A 19,904-nucleotide genomic window follows, 5' to 3' on the forward strand; every position below is an offset into this window, starting at 1 on the left:
CCAGGCGAAGCCCCGCGCTTACGGGCGGAGCCCAGGCGAAGCCCCGCGCTTGCGGGCGGAGCCCAGGCGAAGCCCCCCGCCCACCCGGGCCCGGCCCCCACCAGCCCCGCCGGCACCTGTTGCGCGGGGAACCACGGACGAAGCCCCGCGCTTACGGGGCGGAGCCCAGGCGAAGCCCCGCGCTTACGGGGCAGAGCCCAGGCGAAGCCCCGCGCTTACGGGGCAGAGCCCAGGCGAAGCCCCGCGCTCGCGGGCGGAGCCCAGGCCAAGCCCCCTCCCACCCGAGCCCGGCCCCCACCAGCCCCGCCGGCACCCGGGGCGCGGGGACCACGGGCAACGCCCCCCGCTCGCGGGGCGGAGCCCGGGCAAGGCCCCCGCCCACCCGGGCCGCCCCCACCTGCCCCGCCGGCGCTTGAGGTGCGGAGCTCCGGGGCGGCCCCACGGCTCGCCGGGCGGGGCCGGGCGGGTGGCGGGACAATGACCGCATGCGTACGGCGGCAGCGCTCCTCGGAACCATGGTCCTGCTCGCCTCGGCAGCGGTGCCGACGGCGGCCACGGCAACGGGCACGGCCGCACCCCCCGCCCCCGCCCCCGCGGACGTCACGCCGCCCCCGCCGCCGAAACCCCGCCTCACCGACCCCGCGGTCACCGGCGCCGTGGCCCGGCTCGACGCCACCATCGCCGACGGCATGCGCCGCACCGGCGTGCCCGGCCTCTCCGTGGCGGTGGTCCACCACGACAAGGTGGTGTACCTCAAGGGCTTCGGACTCCGCCGGACCGGCGAAGCCGCCAAGGTCGGCCCCGACACCGTCTTCCAGCTGGCCTCCGTCTCCAAGCCGGTGTCCTCCACCGTCATCGCCGGCGCCCTCGCCTCCCCCGGCGCCTGGGACGAACCCCTCGCCGGCCGGCTGCCGGGCTTCGCCCTGAAGGACCCCTGGGTCACGGCCCACGTCACCGCCGCCGACCTGTTCTCGCACCGCAGCGGCCTCCCCGATCACGCCGGGGACCTCCTCGAAGACCTCGGCTACCAGCAGCCGTACATCCTCGACCACCTCCGCCTCGAACCCCTCACCCCCTTCCGCGCGAGCTACGCGTACACCAACTTCGGCCTCACCGCCGCCGCCGAGGCCATCGCCCGCGCACACGGCGTCAGCTGGCAGAAGCTGAGCGCGGACACCCTCTTCAGGCCCGCCGGGATGACCCGCACCAGCACCGAGTTCGCCGCCTACGCCCATGCGCCCGACCGCGCGTACGGCCACGTCCGCAACCCCGACGGCACCTGGAGCGCCCGCTACGTGCGCGACGCCGATGCCCAGGCCCCGGCCGGCGGCGTCAGCTCCACGGCCCGCGACATGTCCCGCTGGCTGCGTCTCCAGCTCGCCGACGGCATGCTCGACGGACGCCGGATCATCCCCGCCGAGGGCCTCGACCGCACCCGCGTGCCCGAGATCGTCGCCCAGACCCGGACCCCCTCCGGGACCCCGCAGTTCTACGGGCTCGGCTGGAACATCTCCTACGACGACGCCGGCCGGCTCCGCCTGAGCCACACCGGGGCCTTCGCGCTCGGCGCCAACTCCAACGTCACCCTGCTCCCCCTGGAGCAGCTCGGCATCGTCGTCCTGACCAACGGCGCCCCCGCGGGCCTCGCCGACGCCGTGGCCCTGGACTTCTTCGACACGGCCGAGCACGGCGCGCCCACCACCGACTGGCTGGCCCTGACCGCCTCGCTCTACGCGAAGGCCGACGACGCCGGCCGCTCCGGGACCGACTACGCGCACCCGCCCGCCGGTGCGAAGCCCGCCCGCGCGAACAGCGCGTACACCGGCACGTACGCGAACCCGTACTACGGCCCCCTCACCGTCGCGGCCGCCCCCGGCGGCAAGGGCCTCGTCCTCTCCCTGGGCCCCGCGCATCAGCGCTTCCCCCTCACCCACTACGACGGCGACACGTTCAGCTTCGTGACCACCGGCGAGAACGCCGTCGGGCGCACCGGGGTGACCTTCGCCGACGGAAAGGTCCGCATCGCGTACCTGGACGAGAACCACATGGGCACCTTCACCCGCCGCTAGCCCGGCCCGCCCCGCCACCCCGCACCCCCGCCATCCGCCACGCCCCCGCCGCCCCGCCACGGGCCCTCCCCGTCCCCCTACCCTGGTCCCGGTGACCCGCAGATCGCACGTCCCGCCCGCGCCCCTCCCCCAGATCGCCGGAATCGACCCGGTCCGCATGCGCCTGCCCCCGGACCCGGACGGCAGGTGGCAGTGCCTCGGCGACTACCTGACCGAGCGGTACGCCGGCACGCGCGGCGCCGAGTCCATGGCGCGGCTGCTCGCCGGCGGCCGGGTGCTCGGCCCGGGCGGCCGGGTGCTGGGCCCGCGGGATGCGTACGAGCCGGGCGGCTGGCTCTGGTTCCACCGGGACATGCCGCCCGAGCCCCGCGTGCCCTTCCCGATCGGCGTCGTGTACCGGGACGAGCACCTGCTGGTGGTGGACAAGCCGCACTTCCTGGCCACCACCCCGCGCGGCAGCCACGTCACGCAGACCGCCCTGGCCCGGCTGCGCGAGGAGCTGGACCTGCCCGCGCTCAGCCCGGCGCACCGGCTGGACCGGATGACGGCCGGACTGGTGATGTTCAGCATCCGCCCCCAGGACCGCGGCGCCTACCAGCTGCTGTTCCAGGAGCGCCGGGTCCGCAAGGTGTACGAGGCGCTCGCGCGGCACGACCCGGCGGTGGAGCTGCCCCGCCTGGTCCGCAGCCACATCGACAAGGTGCGCGGGGTGATGGCGGCGGTCGAGGACCCGGACGCGGAGCCCAACGCCGAGAGCCTGGTCGAGCTCATCGCGGTCCGGGGCGCGCTGGGCCGCTACCGGCTGACCCCCCACACCGGCCGCACCCACCAGCTGCGGGTCCACATGAACGGGCTGGGCCTGCCCATCCTCGGCGATCCGGTGTATCCGGTGGTGGCCGATGCGGCCGACCCGGCGGACTACCGGCGTCCGCTCCAGTTGCTGGCCCGCTCCCTGTCCTTCACCGACCCGGTCACCGGCATCGCCCACGACCTGGAGACGGGCCTCACCCTGCGGGCGTGGGACGACCCGGAAGGCTGGGAGCGGGGCCCGGCGCAGCCGCGGTCCCGCTGATCCCGGCGATCCGCAGCGCGGCATCGGCGGCCGCCTCCGCGAAGGCGGCCACCGGCCGGCCCGGATCGGAGCGGTGGATCAGCATGACGCCCTCGATCAGGCCGAAGACCAGGTCGTTGCGGAGCGTCAGCCCGGCCCGGTCCCCGGCGAGTTCGGCGCCCGCCGGGGTGGCGCGCAGCAACGACCGGTAGGCGTCGCGCAGTTCCTCGCGCATCCGGCGGAACGGCGCGAAGCGCGGGCCGCCCAGTTCGGGCAGCAGGTACAGGGCGCCCAGGTCGTAGGGGCCCCCGCACAGCAGGAGCACGTCCGAGCGGCACAGCTCCCACAGCCGGCGGGCGGCGGGCCGTCCGGTGTCGGCCAGCAGCCTGCGGGACAGGGCCAGGGAGGGCCCGACCGTGGACTCCAGGAGTTCGGCGAGGAGTTCCTCCTTGCCGCGGAAGTAGTGGTACATCGTGGCCTGGCGCAGTCCGGCCCGTTCGGCCACCGCCCGCGTGGTGGTGGCCGCGTATCCCCGGACCGTGAAGAGTTCGGCCGCCGCGCAGAGGATCTCCTCGCGCGGCGGCCGCCCGCTGTCCGGTCTCAGCCGGTCGGCGCGCGGCCGACCGACCCGTCTCGGTCCTTCGTCCGTTCCACCGCTCATGCGCCGATCGTCGCACAGCGCACGACGAAACGATCATGGCAAGAGATGAGATCCGGCCAGCCCGACCCTTAGAGGAAGCCCCAAAAGCGCCTAGCCGACCGAACTGTAAGCCACTACACCCCGAAGCAGGGCGTCCACGGCCTTGCGGGCATTTCGCGCCACCGTGCTGCCACTGCCCGAAGAGGGCGGCGCCGAGGAGGCCGGAGCGGCCGCCGCGATCTGCCCGAGCACGTCGATGACCTGCTTGCACCAGCGCACGAAGTCACCGGCCGGCATCTCCGCCTCGCGCAGCACCTCGTCCAGGCTCTTGTCGGAGGCCCACTGGTACGCCGCCCACGCGAAGCCGAGGTCCGGCTCCCGCTGGCCCACGCCCTCCGCCTGGTTGATGCGGTGCTCCTCCTCCAGCGCGTCGAGCCGGCCCCAGATCCGCACCATCTCGCCGAGGGCCGCCTTGGCCGGACCGTGCGGCACCTTCGGCGGCGTGGCGTCGTCGGACTGGCGCGCCTCGAAGACCAGCGCCGAGACGCAGGCGGCCAGTTCGGCCGGGCTCAGCCCCTCCCACACCCCCTCGCGCAGGCACTCCGACGCCAGCAGGTCGAGCTCGCCGTAGAGCCGGGCGAGCCTCCTGCCGTGCACGGTGACCTCGTCCTCGCGCAGGTAGTCCAGCTCGGTGAGCAGTGCGTGGATCCGGTCGAAGGTGCGGGCGATGGTGTTCGTCCGGCCCTCGATGCGCCGCTCCAGCTGCTGCGTGTCGCGCTGGAGGCGGTGGTAGCGCTCCGCCCAGCGGGCGTGGTCCTCGCGCTCGTCGCAGCCGTGGCACGGGTGCGCCCGCAGCGCGGCGCGCAGCCGGGCGATCTCCCGGTCGTCGGCGGCCGCGGCCCGCCCGGGCCGGTGCCGCTCGGGCACGTGGTGCCCGGCCTTGGTGCGCAGCGCGGTCGCCAGGTCCCTGCGGGACTGCGGGGAGCGCGGGTTGAAGGTCTTCGGGATCCGCATCCGGTCGATGGCCTCGACCGGGACGGGGAAGTCGATCGCGGCGAGCCGCTTGACCTGCCGCTCCACCGTCAGCACCAGCGGACGCGGGCCCTCCGCGTACTCGTGCCCCCGGTGCCCGTTGACCCGCCCGGCCGGCACGCCCGGGTCCAGGACCAGCGCGAGCCCGGCGAACTTGCCCGTCGGGACGTGGATGATGTCGCCCGGCTTGAGCTTCTCCAGCGAACCGGCGGCCTGCACCCGGCGCTGCGCCGCGCCCTGCTTGGCCAGGTCGGTCTCGCGGTCCTTGAGGTCGCGGCGCAGCCGCGCGTACTCCTCGAAGTCGCCGAGGTGGCAGGTCATGCCCTCGCGGTAGCCGTCCAGGCCCTCCTCGTTGCGCTGCACCTGCCGGGAGATCCCGACGACGGAGCGGTCCGCCTGGAACTGCGCGAAGGAGGTCTCCAGCAGTTCGCGGGAGCGGTGCCGCCCGAACTGCTGGACCAGGTTGACGGCCATGTTGTACGAGGGCTTGAAGCTGGAACGCAGCGGGTACGTACGGGTGCCCGCGAGCCCGGCGAGTGCGACGGGGTCCATGCCTCGCTGCCAGAGCACCACCGCGTGGCCCTCGACGTCGATGCCGCGCCGGCCGGCCCGGCCGGTGAGCTGCGTGTACTCACCGGGGGTGATGTCGGCGTGCTGCTCGCCGTTCCACTTGACGAGCTTCTCCAGGATGACCGTGCGCGCGGGCATGTTGATGCCCAGGGCCAGGGTCTCGGTGGCGAAGACCGCCTTGACCAGGCCGCGTACGAAGAGCTCCTCCACGACCTCCTTGAAGGTGGGCAGCATGCCCGCGTGGTGCGCGGCGATGCCCCGCTCCAGGCCTTCGAGCCATTCGTAGTAGCCGAGGACGTGCAGGTCCTCGGTGGGGATGGAGGCGGTCCGCTCCTCGACGATCTCACGGACCTTCAGGCGCGCGGTGTCGTCGTTGAGCCGCAGGCCCGCGTACAGGCACTGCTGGACGGCGGCCTCGCAGCCGGCCCGGCTGAAAATGAAGTTGATCGCGGGGAGCAGGTCGTCGCTGTCCAGCCGCGCGATGACCTCGGGGCGGGCGGGGGTCCAGATCCGGCTGCGCGAGCGGCGCTCGCGTTCGCGGTCGGCCTCGCGGACCATCTTGCCGCGCCGCCGGTCCTTGGGGCTGTAGGTGCGGCTGTTCTCCTCGCGGGCCATGCGCAGCAGGTCGGGGTTGACCTCGCGGCGCCCGGAGCCGCGGCCGCCGTGGTCGGACTCCTCCTCGAAGAGGTCGTAGACCCGGCGGCCGGCCATGACGTGCTGCCACAGCGGGACGGGCCGCTCCTCGGAGACGATCACCTCGGTGTCGCCGCGCACGGTGTCGAGCCAGTCGCCGAACTCCTCCGCGTTGGAGACCGTCGCCGAGAGCGAGACCAGGGTCACCGAAGCGGGGAGGTGGATGATCACTTCCTCCCAGACGGCGCCGCGGAATCGGTCGGAGAGGTAGTGGACCTCGTCCATCACGACGTGGCCCAGCCCCCGGAGCGCCTGAGAGCCCGCGTACAGCATGTTGCGGAGCACCTCGGTGGTCATCACGACCACCGGCGCGTCGGAGTTGACGCTGTTGTCACCGGTGAGCAGACCCACCTTGTCGGCGCCGTAGCGCTTGACGAGGTCGGCGTACTTCTGGTTCGACAGGGCCTTGATGGGCGTCGTGTAGAAGCACTTGCGCCCCTGCTGGAGGGCGAGGTGCACGGCGAACTCGCCCACGATGGTCTTGCCCGAGCCGGTCGGGGCGGCCACCAGGACGCCCTTTCCGGCCTCCAGTGCCTTGCATGCCTCGATCTGGTACGGGTCAAGATCGAATTCGTACATCTCGCGGAAGGGGGCCAGGGCGGTGGCTTCTTCGGCGGCGCGGATCCGGGCAGCGGCGTACCGCTCCGCGGGTGAGAGTTCTTCGGTCATCTTGTCTTCGAGCCTACCCGCCACCCCTGACAACAGTCGCGATCATTTAACCGAGCAGCCGCAGGGCACCGGGCACGCACTCGGCCGTCAGCGGCAGCGGGCCCAGCCGCTCCCCGTCGGCGTAGGCGGTGAGCCCGGGGGCCTCCAGGGTGACCTTCCGGGCCCGGTGGACGGTGACGGCCGGGTGGCTCAGGTGGGTCCCCTGGTAGACCTGCGGGAACACCTTCAGCAGGGTGGCGCGGCCGCACTCGCCCACGACGGTCACGTCGAAGAGCCCGTCGTCGGGGACGGCCCCCGCGCAGATGCGCATGCCGCCCCCGTACGAGGACCCGTTCCCGACGGCCACCAAGGTGGCCCGCGTCTCGATGACGGGGCCGTCGTCCAGCGTGATCCGGTACGCGAAGGGCTCGAAGGCGGCCAGCTCCGCCAGCATCGCCAGGTCGTACTTGAAGCGGCCCAGCGGCAGCCGCATCCGGTTGCCCCGGTCGTTGACCCGCGAGTCGAAGCCGGAGCACAGCACGGTCCCGTACCAGGTGCCGCCGGCCCGGCCGAGGTCGATCTCCCGGACGCGGCCCTCCTTGAGCGCCGCCGCCGCCAGCCGGCCCGCCCGCGCGGGATCCCGTACGGGCAGTCCCATCGAGCGGGCGAAGTCGTTGCCGGTGCCCGCCGCGACGACGCCCAGGGGCACCAGGGTCCCGGCGAGGGCTTCGAGGGCGAGGGAGACCATCCCGTCCCCGCCGACGGCGATCACCGCGCCGGTGCCCTCCCGGACGGCGGTGCGCAGCCGCGCCAGCGCGTCGGCGGCATCCGCGCCGACCACGGTCCGCACGGAGAAACCGGCGTCCCGGAGCGCGGAAGCGGCCGGCCGCGCGGCGTGCGCGCCCCGGCCGCGTCCCGCGACGGGATTGACGAAGAGGGTGATCTCAGAGCTCACCCGCCCTGGGGGCACCGCCCGGCGGCAGCTGGGGGCGTACCTGTCAGGTGGCGTCGTCGTAACCGTTGATCTGCCTGCGTCCGCCGTCCGCCTGCCCGGGCAGGGCCGAGGGCGCCGGGGGCTCCTGCACCGCGCCGACGGGCTCCGGCGTGAGGTCCAGATCGGAGGCCTCGTCGTCGTCCAGCCCGGCGTCGGGGTTGGCACGGCTGCGGCGCCGGTCGTTGAGATAGCAGACCCCGAGGGCGAGGAAGTACAGGGCCACGATCGGGGACGCCAGCGTCAGCATGGTGAGCGGGTCACCGGTGGGCGTCGCGAACGCCGCGAAGATCGTGATGCCGAGGACCATCGCCCGCCACCAGCTCCCCAGCCGCTTGGCGCTCAGGACACCGGTGAAGTTCAGCAGCACCAGCATCAGCGGCAGCTCGAACGCGAGGCCGAAGACCACGACCATGCGCGTCACCAGGTCGAGGTAGTCGTCGACCGGCAGCAGGTTCTTGACGTGGTCGGGGGTGAAGCCGAGGAGGATCTCCGCCGTCTGCGGCAGGATCTTGTACGCGAGCACGGCGCCGGCGAGGAAGAGCGGGGCGCCGACCGCGACGAAGCTCAGCGCGTACTTCTTCTCGTTGCGGTGCAGGCCGGGGGCGGCGAAGGCCCACAGCTGGTAGAGCCAGACCGGCGCGGAGAGCACGATGCCCGCCGACAGTCCGACCTTGAGCGCGATGGAGAAGGGCGCGGTCAGGCCGTTCGTCGTCATCTCGGCGCACGGGGCACCGTTGCTCTGGTGCGTGGCCCCGTTGGTGCACCCGACGGACGAGAGCATCGGCTCCAGCAGGAAGTCGATGATCGGCCGGTAGAAGTAGGCCGCGACGATGGTGACCACGACGATCGCCAGCACCGACTTCAGCAGGCGGTTTCTCAGCTCACGCAGGTGCTCGACCAGGGGCATGCGCCCTTCGGCGTCCTTGGCCCGGTCTTCTTTCCCCTGCTTGCGGGCAGACTTGAGCAACCCACGTCCCTTGTCTCGTTGCAGATGACTCGCGCGACGGGCGAACCGCCGGGGGTCAGGCCTGGGTGGTGCGGTTCGGCTCGCTCACCGGGCGGGCGCTGGTGACGTCACCGGGAGCGGCCTGGATGGTGCGCGGGGCGACGGGCTGGGCGGCGCCGGCCTGGTCGGCGACCGGAGCGGCGGTGGCGGCGTCCTCCGCCTCACCGTCCTTCTTCATCGCCTTGGCCTCGCTCTTGAGGATCCGGGCCGACTTGCCCAGGGAGCGGGCCATCTCGGGCAGCTTCTTGGCGCCGAACAGCAGCACGATGACAGCGATGATCAGAAGGATCTCAAGGGGCTTCAGATTGCCGATCATGTGTGTCTTCCTTCTCACCGGAGCGGCTGGTTGGGGTGGCCTGGCGATGCCGGACGAAGATCCCGGTACCGCTCTGACAAGGATCGTAACCCCCGAGGGTGAACGCCCGGCAATCCCCTGGGGTCTCCACGCTTGCTTACCGCACCGACGGTACGGGTCCGGCTCCACAGTTTCCATAAGCACGGCGCGCCGGCCGGCCCGGACCGGCCCCGCCGCCCCTACGGACGCACCCCGTGCCCCGCCCGCGCCAGGTCGGCCGCGGCCCGTTCCAGATCCCCCGAAGCCTCCGTGATCCGGCGGCTGGCCAGGGCGACCTGCCCGGACAGCCGCCGCACCTCCAGGAAGACCCGCAGGCCCAGGACGGCGAGGACGGCGAGCCCGAGGAAACCCAGGGCGATTGCGAGCATCGGCCACAGCATGGGACGAGCCTAGCGCCCCCGGCTCACAGGCTGCGCAGGGTGCTCACCCCGCCGCCGGTCAGCAGCTCCACGATCCGCTCGCCCGCCGGCTTGCGGACCGCCGCGGCGCACCGCGGGCAGGTGAACGAGTAGAAGGTGCTCCGCCGGCTGCCGCCGATCACCAGGCGCAGCGCCTCCGCCGCGAGCTCGAAACGGGCCCGGCACTCGGGGCAGGCCGCCTTGAAGGTGACCGGCTGCGGACCGCAGGAGGATCCCGATGACGGTGACATCGCTTCCCCGCTCCCGCTAGACCCGGTCCCCGTACCCCGCGAGTGCCTCTGCCGCGGCCTTCCGCGCGCTCTCCGCCAGCTCCGGAGGGGACACGATCCGCCCGTCCCGGCCCAGGCGCAGCGCCAGCCGGCGCAACGAGGCCGGGTCGGGGCTGCGCAGCGTGATCCGCAGGCCCCCGTCGGCACGCTCCTCGGCGCTGTCGTGCGGGTAGTACTCGGCGACCCAGCGCCCGCCGGGCCCGACCTCGACCACGACCTCCGGGTCCTCGGCGGCCGGCTGGACCAGCCCCTCGGACAGGTCACGCGGCTCGATCGCGGGCGGCTCGGACCGCTCGTCCAGCAGCCGGATCTCGGCGACCCGGTCGAGACGGAAGGTGCGCCGGGCCTCCGAGAGGTGACACCACCCCTCCATGTACGTGTGCCCGACCGCGAAGAGCCGGATCGGGTCGACGGTGCGCTCCGTCAGCTCGTCCCGGGCGGGCGAGTAGTAGCGCAGCCACAGCCGCCGCCGCTCGGCGATGGCCCGGTCCACATCGGCGAAGACCCCGCCCTCGGACTCGAAGGTCACCGACAGCCGGGAGCTGGCCCCGGCCACCTCGCCGGCCGCCGCTTCCAGCTTGGCGGTGGCCCGCAGCAGCGCGTCCCGGTCGCTCTCGCGCAGCCCGGGCAGCGTGGCCACCGCACGGGCGGCGACCAGCAGGGCGGTCGCCTCGTCGGCGGCCAGCCGCAGCGGCTCGGCGGTGGACTCCCCCGAGGCGTCGGGGTTGCGCCACCAGATGCGCTCCCCGTCGGTGTCGATGTCGAGCAGGTCCCCGCCGCGGAAGCTGGTCCCGCACATGGGCAGCACGTCGAGGTCCGAGATCAGCTCGTCCTCGGTGATCCCGAAGGCCCGGGCCACGTCGGCGACGTGCGCACCCGGGCGCTCGCGCAGATAGGTCACCAGGGACAGCATCCGGCGGGTCTGGTCGATGGCGTTGGCAGCCATGCTGGTACGTCTCCCCCTCAGGGCGTTGCTACGGATGGTGCGGTGCGCGGCAGCTTCAGCCCCGCGCGACGGCGCGCAGCCGGTCCACCACGTCGGCCCGCAGATCGGCGGGCTCCACCACGACCACGTCCGGGCCGAACTCCACGAGCCAGGCGTCCAGCCCGTGCCCGTACGGGATCTCCAGCTCGTCCCACCCGTCGGAGCCCTCCCGCACCGAGGTCGCCTTGGCCCGCAGCGGATATCCGGCGCCGGCCCGCAGCCGGATCAGCGCGGAACGCTCGGCGCCCTCGCCGGCCCAGCTGGCCACCGTCTCCCGTACGGTCACCACGTCGGGCACCTCGGCGGTGTACTTCCCGGCCCGCGAGCGGACCTTGCCGGTGATCCGGGACAGCCGGAACACCCGCTCCGCCCCGCGGTCACGGTCGTAGCCGGCCAGGTACCAGTGACCGCGCCAGCACTCCAGCGCCCACGGCTCGACCTGACGGGGCTCGGGGCGGGCCGCGTTGGACTTGCGGTACTCGAAGACCACCGGCCGCCGGTCCCGGCAGGCCAGCATCAGCGGCTCGAACGCCGCCTCGTGGACCGGGATGCGCGGCTCGATGGCACTGTGCTGCCCCTCGTACGGGTCACCGGCCTCCGGCATCCCGCCGGCCCGCAGCTTCTGCAGGGCGCCGCTGGCCGCACCCGCCAGACGCGCCTGCTGCCACACCTTCGCCGCCAGCCCCAGGGCCGCGGCCTCCTCGGCGTCCAGGGACACGGGCGGCAGCCGGTTGCTGTCCCGGCGCGCCAGGTAGCCGGTCTCCCCCTCCAGGTTCTCCACCGTCTCGATCACCAGACCGAGTTCGCGCAGATCGTCCTTGTCGCGCTCGAACATCCGGTTGAAGGACTCGTCGTTCCCGGCTTCCAGGTACGCCTCGATGGAGCCGCGCAGCTCGCGCTTGCTGAGGGGACGCCGGGTCCCCAGCAGACACAGCGCCAGATTCATCAGCCGCTCGGCCTTGGCAATCGCCATCGACGCCGTTCCCCCGCTCCTCGACACACACCCGTGACCGTTGACCGTACCGCCCCGGCCGTCCCGGACAAAAGCGAGGGCCCCCGCCTCACGGCGGGGGCCCTCACAGTGACTGCCGGTGTATCAGGCGGCCATCAGGTCACAGACGAAGATCAGCGTCTCGCCCGGGGCGATCGCACCGCCCGCGCCACGGTCACCGTAGGCCAGGTGGGCCGGGATCGTCAGCTTGCGACGGCCGCCGACCTTCATCCCCGCGATGCCCAGGTCCCAGCCCGCGATGACGCGGCCGGCACCCAGCGGGAACTGCAGCGCGGAGCCGCGGTTCCACGAAGCGTCGAACTCCTCACCGGTGGAGAAGGCCACGCCCACGTAGTGGACGGAGACCATGGCACCGGCCTTGGCCTCGGCGCCGTCACCCTCCCAGATGTCCTCGATGACGAGGTCCTTCGGGGCTTCGCCCTCGGGGAAGTCGATCTCGGGCTTCTCGAGCTTCTGGCTCACGGAACTGCTCCTCATGCGTACGAACCGGTCAACCGGAACAGTCTTACACTGCTCCGACGATGTCCACGACGAAGACCAGCGTCGAGTTGGCCGGCAGGTCCTCACCCTTGGCCTGATCCTTGTACGCCTGCTCCGGCGGGATCACCAGCAGCACGCGGCTGCCGACCTTCTTGCCCACCAGGCCCTTGTCCCAGCCCTCGATGACCTGCCCCTGACCGATCGCGGTCGAGAACGGCGCACCGGTCTTCCACGACGTGTCGAACAGCTTCGCGGCGTCCTTGCCCTCGTTCGGCGCCCACGCCGCACCGCTGTACTGCATGTACACGGTCTGGCCGGACTTGACCTCCGGGCCCTTGCCCTCGATCAGGACCTTGTCGACCAGCTCCTTCGGAGGGTCGCTCTTCGGGACCGTGATCGTCGCGGCCTCGTCCTTGTCCGCCTTGACCTGCGGCAGCTCCGACGGGATCGGCGCCTGCGTACCCTCGGCCTTCTTCGGCATCACCGAGTCCAGGTCCAGCACGAACACCAGGTTGTCGGTCGGACCGACCCCCAGCTGCGGCTGGCCCTGCGCACCGAACGCCGCCGCCGGCGGAGCCACGACCAGCACCCGGCTGCCGACCTTCTTGCCCACCACCGACTCGCTGAACAGCGGCAGGATCGCCTGCGAACCGGCCGGCACGACCAGCGGCTGACCGTCCTTGTCGTAAGAACCCTGAAGGTCCTTGCCGCTCTTCCAGACCTTGCCCGTGTACTTCGTCAGGACGAGGTCGTCCTTCTTGACCTCCGGGCCACTGCCCTCGGTGACGGTGTGCACCACGAACTTGCCGCTCGGCTCGCCCTTGGGGACGGTGATCTCCGCCTTCTTCCCCGCCTCACCCGCGACCGTGGGCATCGGGTTCGCCGCGTCCACCGGCTTCGGGACGTCCGCGGGCTTCGAGGCGTCGGCCGACGGGGACGCCGAATCCTTCTTCTTCCCGGAGTCGTCGCCCCCTCCACAGGCCGCGGTGAGCATCAGAGCCGGCACGATGAGCGCGGCAGCAAGTCGGCGTCGCACAATGGTCCTCAGGGTCGCTGGAATGGTCCGTCCTCGCGGCCACTCTACGGGCTGACCCCTCCGCGACAAGGCGGTGGCGTGCGAAGACCCCGTGCGCGACCGCGCACGGGGTCCCCACCGACCCGTCTCACATACCGGTCACATACCGGCGATGAGCTTCTCCACCCGGTCGTCCACCGACCGGAAGGGGTCCTTGCACAGCACGGTCCGCTGCGCCTGATCGTTGAGCTTCAGGTGCACCCAGTCGACGGTGAAGTCCCGCCGCTGCTCCTGCGCCCGGCGGATGAAATCACCGCGCAGCCGCGCCCTGGTCGTCTGCGGGGGCACCGACTTGCCCTCGAAGATCTTCAGGTCGTTGCAGATGCGCGCCGCCTGCCCCTTGCGCTCCAGCAGGTAGTACAGCCCCCGCCGGCGGTGGATGTCGTGGTACGCGAGGTCTATCTGAGCCACCCGCGGGTTCGACATCGTCATGTTGTGCTTGGCCCGGTACCGCTCGATCAGCTGGTACTTCATCACCCAGTCGATCTCGGTCCCGATCCGGTCCAGGTCCTCCGCCTCGACCGCGTCCAGCGTCCGGCCCCACAGCTCCAGGACCTGCTCGACCACCCCGGTGCGGATGCCCCGGCGCTCCGCGAAGTCCAGCGCCTTCTCGTAGTACTCCCGCTGGATCTCCAGGGCGGATGCCTCACGGCCACTGGCCAGGCGCACCTTGCGCTGACCGGTGATGTCGTGACTGACCTCACGGATCGCCCGGATCGGGTTCTCCAGCGTCAGGTCCCGCATCACCGTCCCCGCCTCGATCATGCGCAGCACCAGATCGGTGGCACCGACCTTGAGCAGCATGGTCGTCTCGGACATGTTCGAGTCCCCGACGATCACATGCAGGCGCCGGTAACGCTCGGCGTCCGCGTGCGGCTCGTCGCGGGTGTTGATGATCGGCCGGGAACGGGTGGTCGCGGAACTGACGCCCTCCCAGATGTGCTCCGCCCGCTGGCTGACGCAGTAGACCGCGCCCCGCGGGGTCTGGAGCACCTTGCCCGCACCACAGATCAGCTGGCGCGTGACGAGGAAGGGAATCAGGATGTCCGCCAGGCGGGAGAATTCTCCGTGCCGGGCCACGAGGTAGTTCTCGTGACAACCGTACGAATTGCCCGCCGAGTCGGTGTTGTTCTTGAAGAGGTAGACGTCGCCCGCGATTCCCTCCTCGTGCAGGCGGCGTTCTGCGTCGACGAGCAGGCCTTCGAGAATGCGCTCGCCTGCCTTGTCGTGGGTGACCAGTTCGATCAGGTTGTCGCATTCGGGAGTTGCATATTCCGGATGCGATCCCACGTCGAGGTACAGGCGGGCGCCGTTCCGCAGGAAGACATTGCTGCTGCGGCCCCATGACACAACACGGCGGAAGAGGTAGCGCGCCACTTCGTCAGGAGACAGTCGGCGCTGTCCCCTGAACGTGCACGTGACGCCGTACTCGTTCTCCAGCCCGAAAATGCGGCGGTCCATGACTGAACATTACGCCTTCTGCCCTCTTCTGAAACCGGGTTCGAGAGCGGCGTTCCGATCAGTTTTTGACGAACGGCTCCGCCACCGCCCCCGAAGAGCCCGCCACGGCCCGCCCGCGCCCCGCACCCGCCAGCGCCCGCTGAGTGGCCATCAGCACCGCCAGCGCCGCCACCCCCGCACCCGCGGCCACCGCGAAACCCGCCGGCGACCCGCCCGCCTCCACCGCCGGACCCGCCGCCGCCGTACCGATCGCGGCACCCACCCCGAAGAACGTCACCAGCCACGAGAAGGCCTCCGTCACCGTCCCCGCCGGAGCGTGCCGGTCCACCACGATGAACGCACAGGCCAGACTCGGCGCCAGGAACACCCCCGACAACGCCGACAACGCCGTCATCCCCACCGGACCCACCGACACCATCAGCGGCAGATAACCCACCGCCAACAACGCCACCAGAAGCCGCAGCCGCCGCTCCGGCGCACCCGGCCACTGCCGCGCCCCGTACGTCACACCACCCACCAGCGCCCCCAGACCCAGCGCCGCCATCATCCAGCCGTACACCGCCGCACCACCGTGCACGTCCGAGTAAGCGATCGCCGCCACCGTGATCGAACCCAGCGCCATCCCCACGAAGAAGAACGCCCCCAGCAACGCCAGCAGCCCGCGCGACCGCAGCGCCCCCAGCCAGTGCGCCTCCCGCGGCTCGGAACGCCACGTGCGCGAGGGCTCCGAAACGACCACCGACAGCGCCCCCAGCACACCGATCGCGTTCAGCGCCACCAGCGCCACCGCGGGCGACCACAGCGACACGAACAGCGTCACCAGCAGCGGCCCCACCGTGAACATGACCTCCTGCGCCACCGCGTCCATCGCGTACGCGGCGTGCACCCGCTCCTCCCTGCCACCGAGCACGCTCGGCCACAGCGCCCGCAGACCACCCTCCAGCGGCGGCGTGAACAGCCCCGCCACCACCACCGCCGCATAGGCGGCCGCGGCCGACCCGATCCCCGCGAAAGCCAGCCAGACCATGCCCAGCGCCGACAGCACCGCGGCCGGCAACTGCACCCGCGGCTGCCCGAACAGGTCCACCGCCCGCCCCAGCAACGGCTGACCCACGGCATTGGCCACCCCGTACGCGGCCGCGAGCGCCCCCGCCAGGCTGTAACTGCCGCCCTCGCCCCGGACGAACATCACGATCGCGATCGACGCGACCCCGTTCGGCAGCCGGCCCACGAGCGTGCCCACCAACAGCCTCGCGGCGTGCCGGGTCCTGAGCAGCTCCGCGTATCCCGCGGCCATGTCCGCCCCCTTCCGCCCGGATCCAGCCGGGAGTACCGAAGTAATACGTATAACTTAACCCGTCATACGTACCATGGCCGCAGACCCCCGGTCCACCCCGCGCACCCCCCACACCCCACCCCACCTGGCACTTCAGGAGCCCCCTGTGACGAGACCCACCAGCCGTGACGTCGCCACCGCGGCCGGAGTCTCCCAGGCCACCGTCTCCCTCGTCCTCGGCGACAAATGGCGCGGCCGCGTCTCCGAACGCACCGCCCACCTCGTCCGCCAGACCGCCACCGAACTCGGCTACCGCCCCAACCTCGCCGCCCGCAACCTCCGCCTCGGCAGCACCCGCACCGCCCTCCTCGTCGTCCCCGCCCTCACCAACGAATTCTTCGCCCGCGTCTACACCGGCGCCGCCCGCATCGCCTCCGAACACGGCTTCGGCGTCGTCCTCTACCCCTCCCCCGACGGCACCGGCCCCGCCCGCGACCCCTTCGCCTCCGCCCGCGCCGCCCTCGACGGAGTCATCGCCTCCTCCATGGCCGCCGACGCCCTCGACGCCATCGGCGGCGACGGCCTCCCCCTCGTCATGCTCGACAGCGACCCCACCACCGGCAACGCCGCCGCCCACGTCAACCTCGCCATGACCGACGGCGTCCACCAGCTCTGCACCCACCTCCTCCGCCTCGGCCACCGCCGCTTCCTCCACCTCGCCTCCGACGTCGACTCCTGGACCTTCACCCACCGCGCCCAAGCCCTCACCGCCCGCCTCGGCCCCCACACCGAACTGCGCACCGTCCGCGCCGCCCTCAGCGTCGACGCCGCCCGCACCGCCATGACCGCCGCCCTCGCCACCCCCCACGACCGGCCCACCGCCATCGTCTGCGACGACGACATCCTCGCCGCCGGCGCCTGCAAAGCCGCCCGCCGCCTCGGCCTGCGCATCCCCGAAGACCTCTCCGTCACCGGCTTCGACGACCTCGCCCTCGCCACCGCCGTCGAACCCGAACTCACCACCATCCGGCTCCCCGCCGAACGCGTCGGCGAACAAGGCATGACCGCCCTCCTCGCCGTCCTCGAAGGCACCCCCTACACCGCCGACGACATCCCCGTCGAACTCGTCGTCCGCGACTCCACCGGCCCCGCCCCCACACCCACCCCCTGACCCCGGACACACGAAAGCCCCGGCCCGCCGCGAACGGCAGACCGGGGCCCCACACCCGCACACACCTACTCGGCGTCGTCCTCCGGCGCCTCGTCGTTCGACACCGCATCCGCCTGGGCCGCCGCCGGAACATCAGCCTCCAGCAGCCGCGCCAACTGCCGCCCGCGGATCCGCTTGAACTTGCGCTGCTGCGCCCGCGTCCGGTCCAGCACCGCCACCTCCAGCCGCTCCGCCGGAATCGCCTTGTCGCCGCCGTTCGCCTGGCTCGACAGCGCCTGCACCGCCAGCTTCAGCGCCTCGGACAAGGTCATCCCGTCCTGGTGCCGCTGATCCAGGAACGTACTGATCTGCTCGGCATTGCCACCGACCGCGACCGAACCGTGCTCGTCCACGATCGACCCGTCGTGCGGCAGCCGGTAGATCTGGTCCCCGGCAGCCGTCGCACCGACCTCCGCGACGACCAGCTCCACCTCGTACGGCTTCTCACCGGCCGACGAGAAGATCGTGCCGAGCGTCTGCGCGTACACGTTCGCCAGCCCACGGGCCGTCACGTCGTCACGGTCATAGGTGTACCCGCGCAGATCGGCGTACCGCACCCCACCGATCCGCAGGTTCTCGTACTCGTTGTACTTGCCGGCGGCCGCGAAGCCGATCCGGTCGTAGATCTCGCTGAACTTGTGCAGCGCGCGGGAAGGGTTCTCCCCGACGAACACGATGCCGTCGGCGTACTGCAACACGACAAGGCTGCGACCGCGGGCGATGCCCTTCCGGGCGTATTCCGCCCGGTCGGCCATGGCCTGCTGGGGTGACACATAGAACGGAGTCGACACCGGCTGTCCGTCCCTTTCTTCTGGGCTCCTACGGGGCGGCGGATGGTCAGAGCAGGGCGGCGCGCGGGCCGTCGGGCTGCTCGAGACGACGGTTGGTGACCGCACGGGCGAGTTCCTGCGACTCGTCGTCGGTCAGCCTGCGGAAGCCCTCGTCGGTGATGACGGTGACGATCGGATAGATGTGCCGGTACAGATCCGGCCCACCGGTCGCCGAGTCGTCGTCGGCCGCGTCGTACAGCGCCTGCACGACCAGGGTGGTGGCCTGCTCCTCCGTCAGATCCGGACGGAACAGCTTCTTCATCGAGCCCCGGGCGAAGATCGAACCGGACCCGGTGGCGGCGTAGCCGTGCTCCTCCGAGCGGCCGCCGGTGACGTCGTAGGAGAAGATCCGGCCCTTCTCCTTGGCTTCGTCGTACCCCGCGAACAGCGGCACGACGGCGAGCCCCTGCATCGCCATGCCCAGATTGCTCCGGATCATGGTCGACAGCCGGTTGGCCTTGCCCTCCAGGGAGAGGGTGGTCCCCTCGACCTTCTCGAAGTGCTCCAGCTCCAGCTGGAACAGCTTGACCATCTCCACGGCCAGACCGGCCGTACCGGCGATGCCCACCGCCGAGTACTCATCGGCCGGGAACACCTTCTCGATGTCCCGCTGCGCGATCATGTTCCCCATGGTCGCCCGCCGGTCACCGGCGAGCACGACCCCGCCGGGGAAGGTGGCGGCCACGATGGTCGTCCCGTGCGGCGCCTCGATGACACCCTCCGGCAGCCTGCGGTTGCCGGGGAGCATCTCGGGCGAGTGCGCGCCCAGGAAGTCCATGAAGGACGACGACCCCGGCGTCAGGAAGGCTGCCGGTAGACGCCCTGTGCTACGAGTGTTGGGTTCCACAGGTTTCCTTCCACGTAAGCGGCTGCACGCCGTATGACGTCCGGCCGATCCTTGAACTGCCCCAGGGCTGCGTTACAGCTGAAGCACAGTACGCCTCGGACCTTACCCGTCTGATGATCGTGATCAACGTGCTCGGCCGGACCAGTCCGGCAGAGCAGGCAGACCCCGCCCTGAGCCTCGATCATCGCGTCGCGCTCGGCCTCGGTGATGCCGTACGAACGCTTCAAGTGGCCCGCCCTGCCTTGGATGGCCCGACACGCCTTGCATCGAGTGGACAGCCCGTCCGACGCCGAAGCGTTCCTGTGCCATTCGCTGTGCGGCTTCACCTCACCGCACTGCCGGCACAGCTTGTGGCCGGACGGGACGTCCACCCTCTCCTTGACGACCTTGCCCCTGGCTGCCTGGCGACGGCGGTAGTGCAGGGCGCCGTACTCCGCCACACACTCCCGACACCTCGGCTGCAGGCCGTCTCCGCGATTCCGATCCGCGGCGAATCCGCTCAGCGGTACGTCCCGGCTACAGCCGCGACACCACTTGGTTCCATTGGACATGACCCAATGCTGGCGAACTCACCTTGGATTCGAAGGCTATTCGCCGCCTTTTTGTACGAAACTCCGAACGAAATCCTCGGCATTTTCCTCAAGTACATCGTCAATCTCGTCAAGAACCGAGTCGACGTCGTCGGACAGCTTTTCCTGGCGCTCCTTGAGGTCGGTCGATTCCTCGACCGCCGCCTCCTCGACCTCCTCGGTCGAGCGCGTCGCCTTCTGCTGTCCGCCGCCGGTGTCCTTGGTCGCCATGTCTACCTCACCCCGCTCGGTTCGCACGCTCACACGGAGAGACCCCGGGATTCGGGACCTCTCAAGATCAGACCCTACGTCGGACCCTACAAGGCGGGCCCGACATTCGTCCCCGCACTTTCATAACGTCCGGCTGATCTCATGATTCCCGGACCGGGGCCCTTTCAGGCCCCCACGGCGCC

The 19,904-nt window shown here is 71.6% G+C and carries 19 protein-coding genes and 1 pseudogene; 3 read left to right on the forward strand and 17 right to left on the reverse strand.

Annotated features, from left to right (window positions below; translation table 11 throughout):
- Nucleotides 1-485: 485 nt before the first annotated feature.
- Both ACFYYT_RS22635 and ACFYYT_RS22640 read left to right on the forward strand, forming a co-directional pair.
- Nucleotides 486-2,069 carry a serine hydrolase gene (locus ACFYYT_RS22635; RefSeq protein ID WP_351825372.1) on the forward strand — a complete coding sequence of 528 codons (1,584 nt, stop codon included), beginning with the start codon at nucleotides 486-488 and terminating at the stop codon, nucleotides 2,067-2,069.
- A 91-nt stretch (nucleotides 2,070-2,160) separates the two neighbouring features.
- A complete protein-coding gene (locus tag ACFYYT_RS22640; protein WP_351825374.1) occupies nucleotides 2,161-3,141 on the forward strand; it encodes a pseudouridine synthase in 981 nt (326 codons plus the stop codon).
- Here ACFYYT_RS22640 and ACFYYT_RS22645 read toward each other — a convergent pair.
- From ACFYYT_RS22645 to ACFYYT_RS22705, 13 genes and pseudogenes are all read right to left on the reverse strand, one after another.
- Nucleotides 3,074-3,781 (reverse strand): helix-turn-helix domain-containing protein, encoded by a 708-nt coding sequence (locus ACFYYT_RS22645; RefSeq protein ID WP_351825376.1) that lies wholly within the window; start codon nucleotides 3,779-3,781, stop codon nucleotides 3,074-3,076. The genes ACFYYT_RS22640 and ACFYYT_RS22645 overlap by 68 nt on opposite strands.
- Before the next feature lie 90 nt (nucleotides 3,782-3,871).
- Nucleotides 3,872-6,724, reverse strand: a complete 2,853-nt coding sequence (locus ACFYYT_RS22650) for a DEAD/DEAH box helicase (protein ID WP_351825378.1) — start codon at nucleotides 6,722-6,724, stop codon at nucleotides 3,872-3,874.
- Between the two features lie 46 nt (nucleotides 6,725-6,770).
- Nucleotides 6,771-7,658, reverse strand: a complete 888-nt coding sequence (locus tag ACFYYT_RS22655; RefSeq protein WP_351825380.1) for a diacylglycerol kinase — start codon at nucleotides 7,656-7,658, stop codon at nucleotides 6,771-6,773.
- A gap of 43 nt (nucleotides 7,659-7,701) precedes the next feature.
- Nucleotides 7,702-8,664, reverse strand: coding sequence for a twin-arginine translocase subunit TatC (gene tatC / locus ACFYYT_RS22660; protein WP_351825382.1), 963 nt, complete (start codon nucleotides 8,662-8,664; stop codon nucleotides 7,702-7,704).
- Nucleotides 8,665-8,719: 55 nt separating this feature from the next.
- Nucleotides 8,720-9,019 (reverse strand): Sec-independent protein translocase subunit TatA, encoded by a 300-nt coding sequence (gene tatA, locus ACFYYT_RS22665; RefSeq protein WP_351825384.1) that lies wholly within the window; start codon nucleotides 9,017-9,019, stop codon nucleotides 8,720-8,722.
- 218 nt (nucleotides 9,020-9,237) lie between these two features.
- Nucleotides 9,238-9,438: a hypothetical protein gene (locus ACFYYT_RS22670; protein ID WP_351825386.1), complete on the reverse strand. Its 201-nt coding sequence runs from the start codon at nucleotides 9,436-9,438 to the stop codon at nucleotides 9,238-9,240.
- Nucleotides 9,439-9,461: 23 nt separating this feature from the next.
- On the reverse strand, nucleotides 9,462-9,707 hold the full coding sequence (locus tag ACFYYT_RS22675) for a hypothetical protein (RefSeq protein WP_351825387.1): 246 nt from the start codon (nucleotides 9,705-9,707) through the stop codon (nucleotides 9,462-9,464).
- Nucleotides 9,708-9,723: 16 nt separating this feature from the next.
- Nucleotides 9,724-10,692, reverse strand: coding sequence for a WYL domain-containing protein (locus ACFYYT_RS22680; RefSeq protein WP_351825389.1), 969 nt, complete (start codon nucleotides 10,690-10,692; stop codon nucleotides 9,724-9,726).
- Nucleotides 10,693-10,747: 55 nt separating this feature from the next.
- Complete coding sequence (locus ACFYYT_RS22685; RefSeq protein WP_351825391.1) at nucleotides 10,748-11,704, reverse strand: WYL domain-containing protein; 957 nt, start codon at nucleotides 11,702-11,704, stop codon at nucleotides 10,748-10,750.
- A 123-nt stretch (nucleotides 11,705-11,827) separates the two neighbouring features.
- Complete coding sequence (locus ACFYYT_RS22690; RefSeq protein ID WP_030233627.1) at nucleotides 11,828-12,220, reverse strand: FKBP-type peptidyl-prolyl cis-trans isomerase; 393 nt, start codon at nucleotides 12,218-12,220, stop codon at nucleotides 11,828-11,830.
- Between the two features lie 28 nt (nucleotides 12,221-12,248).
- Nucleotides 12,249-13,259: an FKBP-type peptidyl-prolyl cis-trans isomerase gene (locus ACFYYT_RS22695; RefSeq protein WP_351825393.1), complete on the reverse strand. Its 1,011-nt coding sequence runs from the start codon at nucleotides 13,257-13,259 to the stop codon at nucleotides 12,249-12,251.
- 138 nt (nucleotides 13,260-13,397) lie between these two features.
- The gene (gene pafA, locus ACFYYT_RS22700) at nucleotides 13,398-14,759 is read right to left on the reverse strand and encodes a Pup--protein ligase (protein ID WP_351825395.1); all 1,362 of its coding nucleotides are present in this window, start codon (nucleotides 14,757-14,759) and stop codon (nucleotides 13,398-13,400) included.
- Between the two features lie 9 nt (nucleotides 14,760-14,768).
- Nucleotides 14,769-16,056, reverse strand: a pseudogene (locus ACFYYT_RS22705) (MFS transporter).
- 145 nt (nucleotides 16,057-16,201) lie between these two features.
- Here ACFYYT_RS22705 and ACFYYT_RS22710 point away from each other — a divergent pair.
- Nucleotides 16,202-17,206: a LacI family DNA-binding transcriptional regulator gene (locus ACFYYT_RS22710; protein ID WP_351825397.1), complete on the forward strand. Its 1,005-nt coding sequence runs from the start codon at nucleotides 16,202-16,204 to the stop codon at nucleotides 17,204-17,206.
- Nucleotides 17,207-17,271: 65 nt separating this feature from the next.
- On the opposite strand, the gene prcA is transcribed toward ACFYYT_RS22710, so the two are convergent.
- The 4 genes from prcA to ACFYYT_RS22730 are packed head-to-tail and all read right to left on the reverse strand — an operon-like array spanning nucleotide 17,272 to nucleotide 19,722.
- Nucleotides 17,272-18,036, reverse strand: a complete 765-nt coding sequence (gene prcA / locus ACFYYT_RS22715) for a proteasome subunit alpha (RefSeq protein ID WP_351825399.1) — start codon at nucleotides 18,034-18,036, stop codon at nucleotides 17,272-17,274.
- A gap of 46 nt (nucleotides 18,037-18,082) precedes the next feature.
- Nucleotides 18,083-18,922: a proteasome subunit beta gene (prcB, locus tag ACFYYT_RS22720; protein ID WP_351825401.1), complete on the reverse strand. Its 840-nt coding sequence runs from the start codon at nucleotides 18,920-18,922 to the stop codon at nucleotides 18,083-18,085.
- Nucleotides 18,874-19,473 (reverse strand): endonuclease VII domain-containing protein, encoded by a 600-nt coding sequence (locus ACFYYT_RS22725; RefSeq protein WP_351825403.1) that lies wholly within the window; start codon nucleotides 19,471-19,473, stop codon nucleotides 18,874-18,876. Before ACFYYT_RS22725 ends, prcB begins: the two co-directional genes overlap by 49 nt.
- A 36-nt stretch (nucleotides 19,474-19,509) precedes the next feature.
- Nucleotides 19,510-19,722 (reverse strand): ubiquitin-like protein Pup, encoded by a 213-nt coding sequence (locus ACFYYT_RS22730; protein WP_030233608.1) that lies wholly within the window; start codon nucleotides 19,720-19,722, stop codon nucleotides 19,510-19,512.
- Nucleotides 19,723-19,904: the final 182 nt, after the last annotated feature.

Origin of the sequence: Streptomyces sp. NPDC002032 (assembly GCF_042890765.1) — a bacterium.
Taxonomy (GTDB): domain Bacteria; phylum Actinomycetota; class Actinomycetes; order Streptomycetales; family Streptomycetaceae; genus Streptomyces.

Excerpts from the sequence above, each read along its gene's own strand:
- ACFYYT_RS22685 (WP_351825391.1), bottom strand. The coding sequence starts at position 11,704 with ATGGCGATTGCCAAGGCCGAGCGGCTGATGAATCTGGCGCTGTGTCTG.
- ACFYYT_RS22680 (WP_351825389.1), bottom strand. The coding sequence starts at position 10,692 with ATGGCTGCCAACGCCATCGACCAGACCCGCCGGATGCTGTCCCTGGTG.
- ACFYYT_RS22635 (WP_351825372.1), top strand. The coding sequence starts at position 486 with ATGCGTACGGCGGCAGCGCTCCTCGGAACCATGGTCCTGCTCGCCTCG.
- ACFYYT_RS22670 (WP_351825386.1), bottom strand. The coding sequence starts at position 9,438 with ATGCTGTGGCCGATGCTCGCAATCGCCCTGGGTTTCCTCGGGCTCGCC.
- ACFYYT_RS22650 (WP_351825378.1), bottom strand. The coding sequence starts at position 6,724 with ATGACCGAAGAACTCTCACCCGCGGAGCGGTACGCCGCTGCCCGGATC.
- pafA (WP_351825395.1), bottom strand. The coding sequence starts at position 14,759 with ATGGACCGCCGCATTTTCGGGCTGGAGAACGAGTACGGCGTCACGTGC.
- tatA (WP_351825384.1), bottom strand. The coding sequence starts at position 9,019 with ATGATCGGCAATCTGAAGCCCCTTGAGATCCTTCTGATCATCGCTGTC.
- ACFYYT_RS22645 (WP_351825376.1), bottom strand. The coding sequence starts at position 3,781 with ATGAGCGGTGGAACGGACGAAGGACCGAGACGGGTCGGTCGGCCGCGC.
- ACFYYT_RS22730 (WP_030233608.1), bottom strand. The coding sequence starts at position 19,722 with ATGGCGACCAAGGACACCGGCGGCGGACAGCAGAAGGCGACGCGCTCG.
- ACFYYT_RS22690 (WP_030233627.1), bottom strand. The coding sequence starts at position 12,220 with ATGAGGAGCAGTTCCGTGAGCCAGAAGCTCGAGAAGCCCGAGATCGAC.
- ACFYYT_RS22725 (WP_351825403.1), bottom strand. The coding sequence starts at position 19,473 with ATGTCCAATGGAACCAAGTGGTGTCGCGGCTGTAGCCGGGACGTACCG.
- ACFYYT_RS22675 (WP_351825387.1), bottom strand. The coding sequence starts at position 9,707 with ATGTCACCGTCATCGGGATCCTCCTGCGGTCCGCAGCCGGTCACCTTC.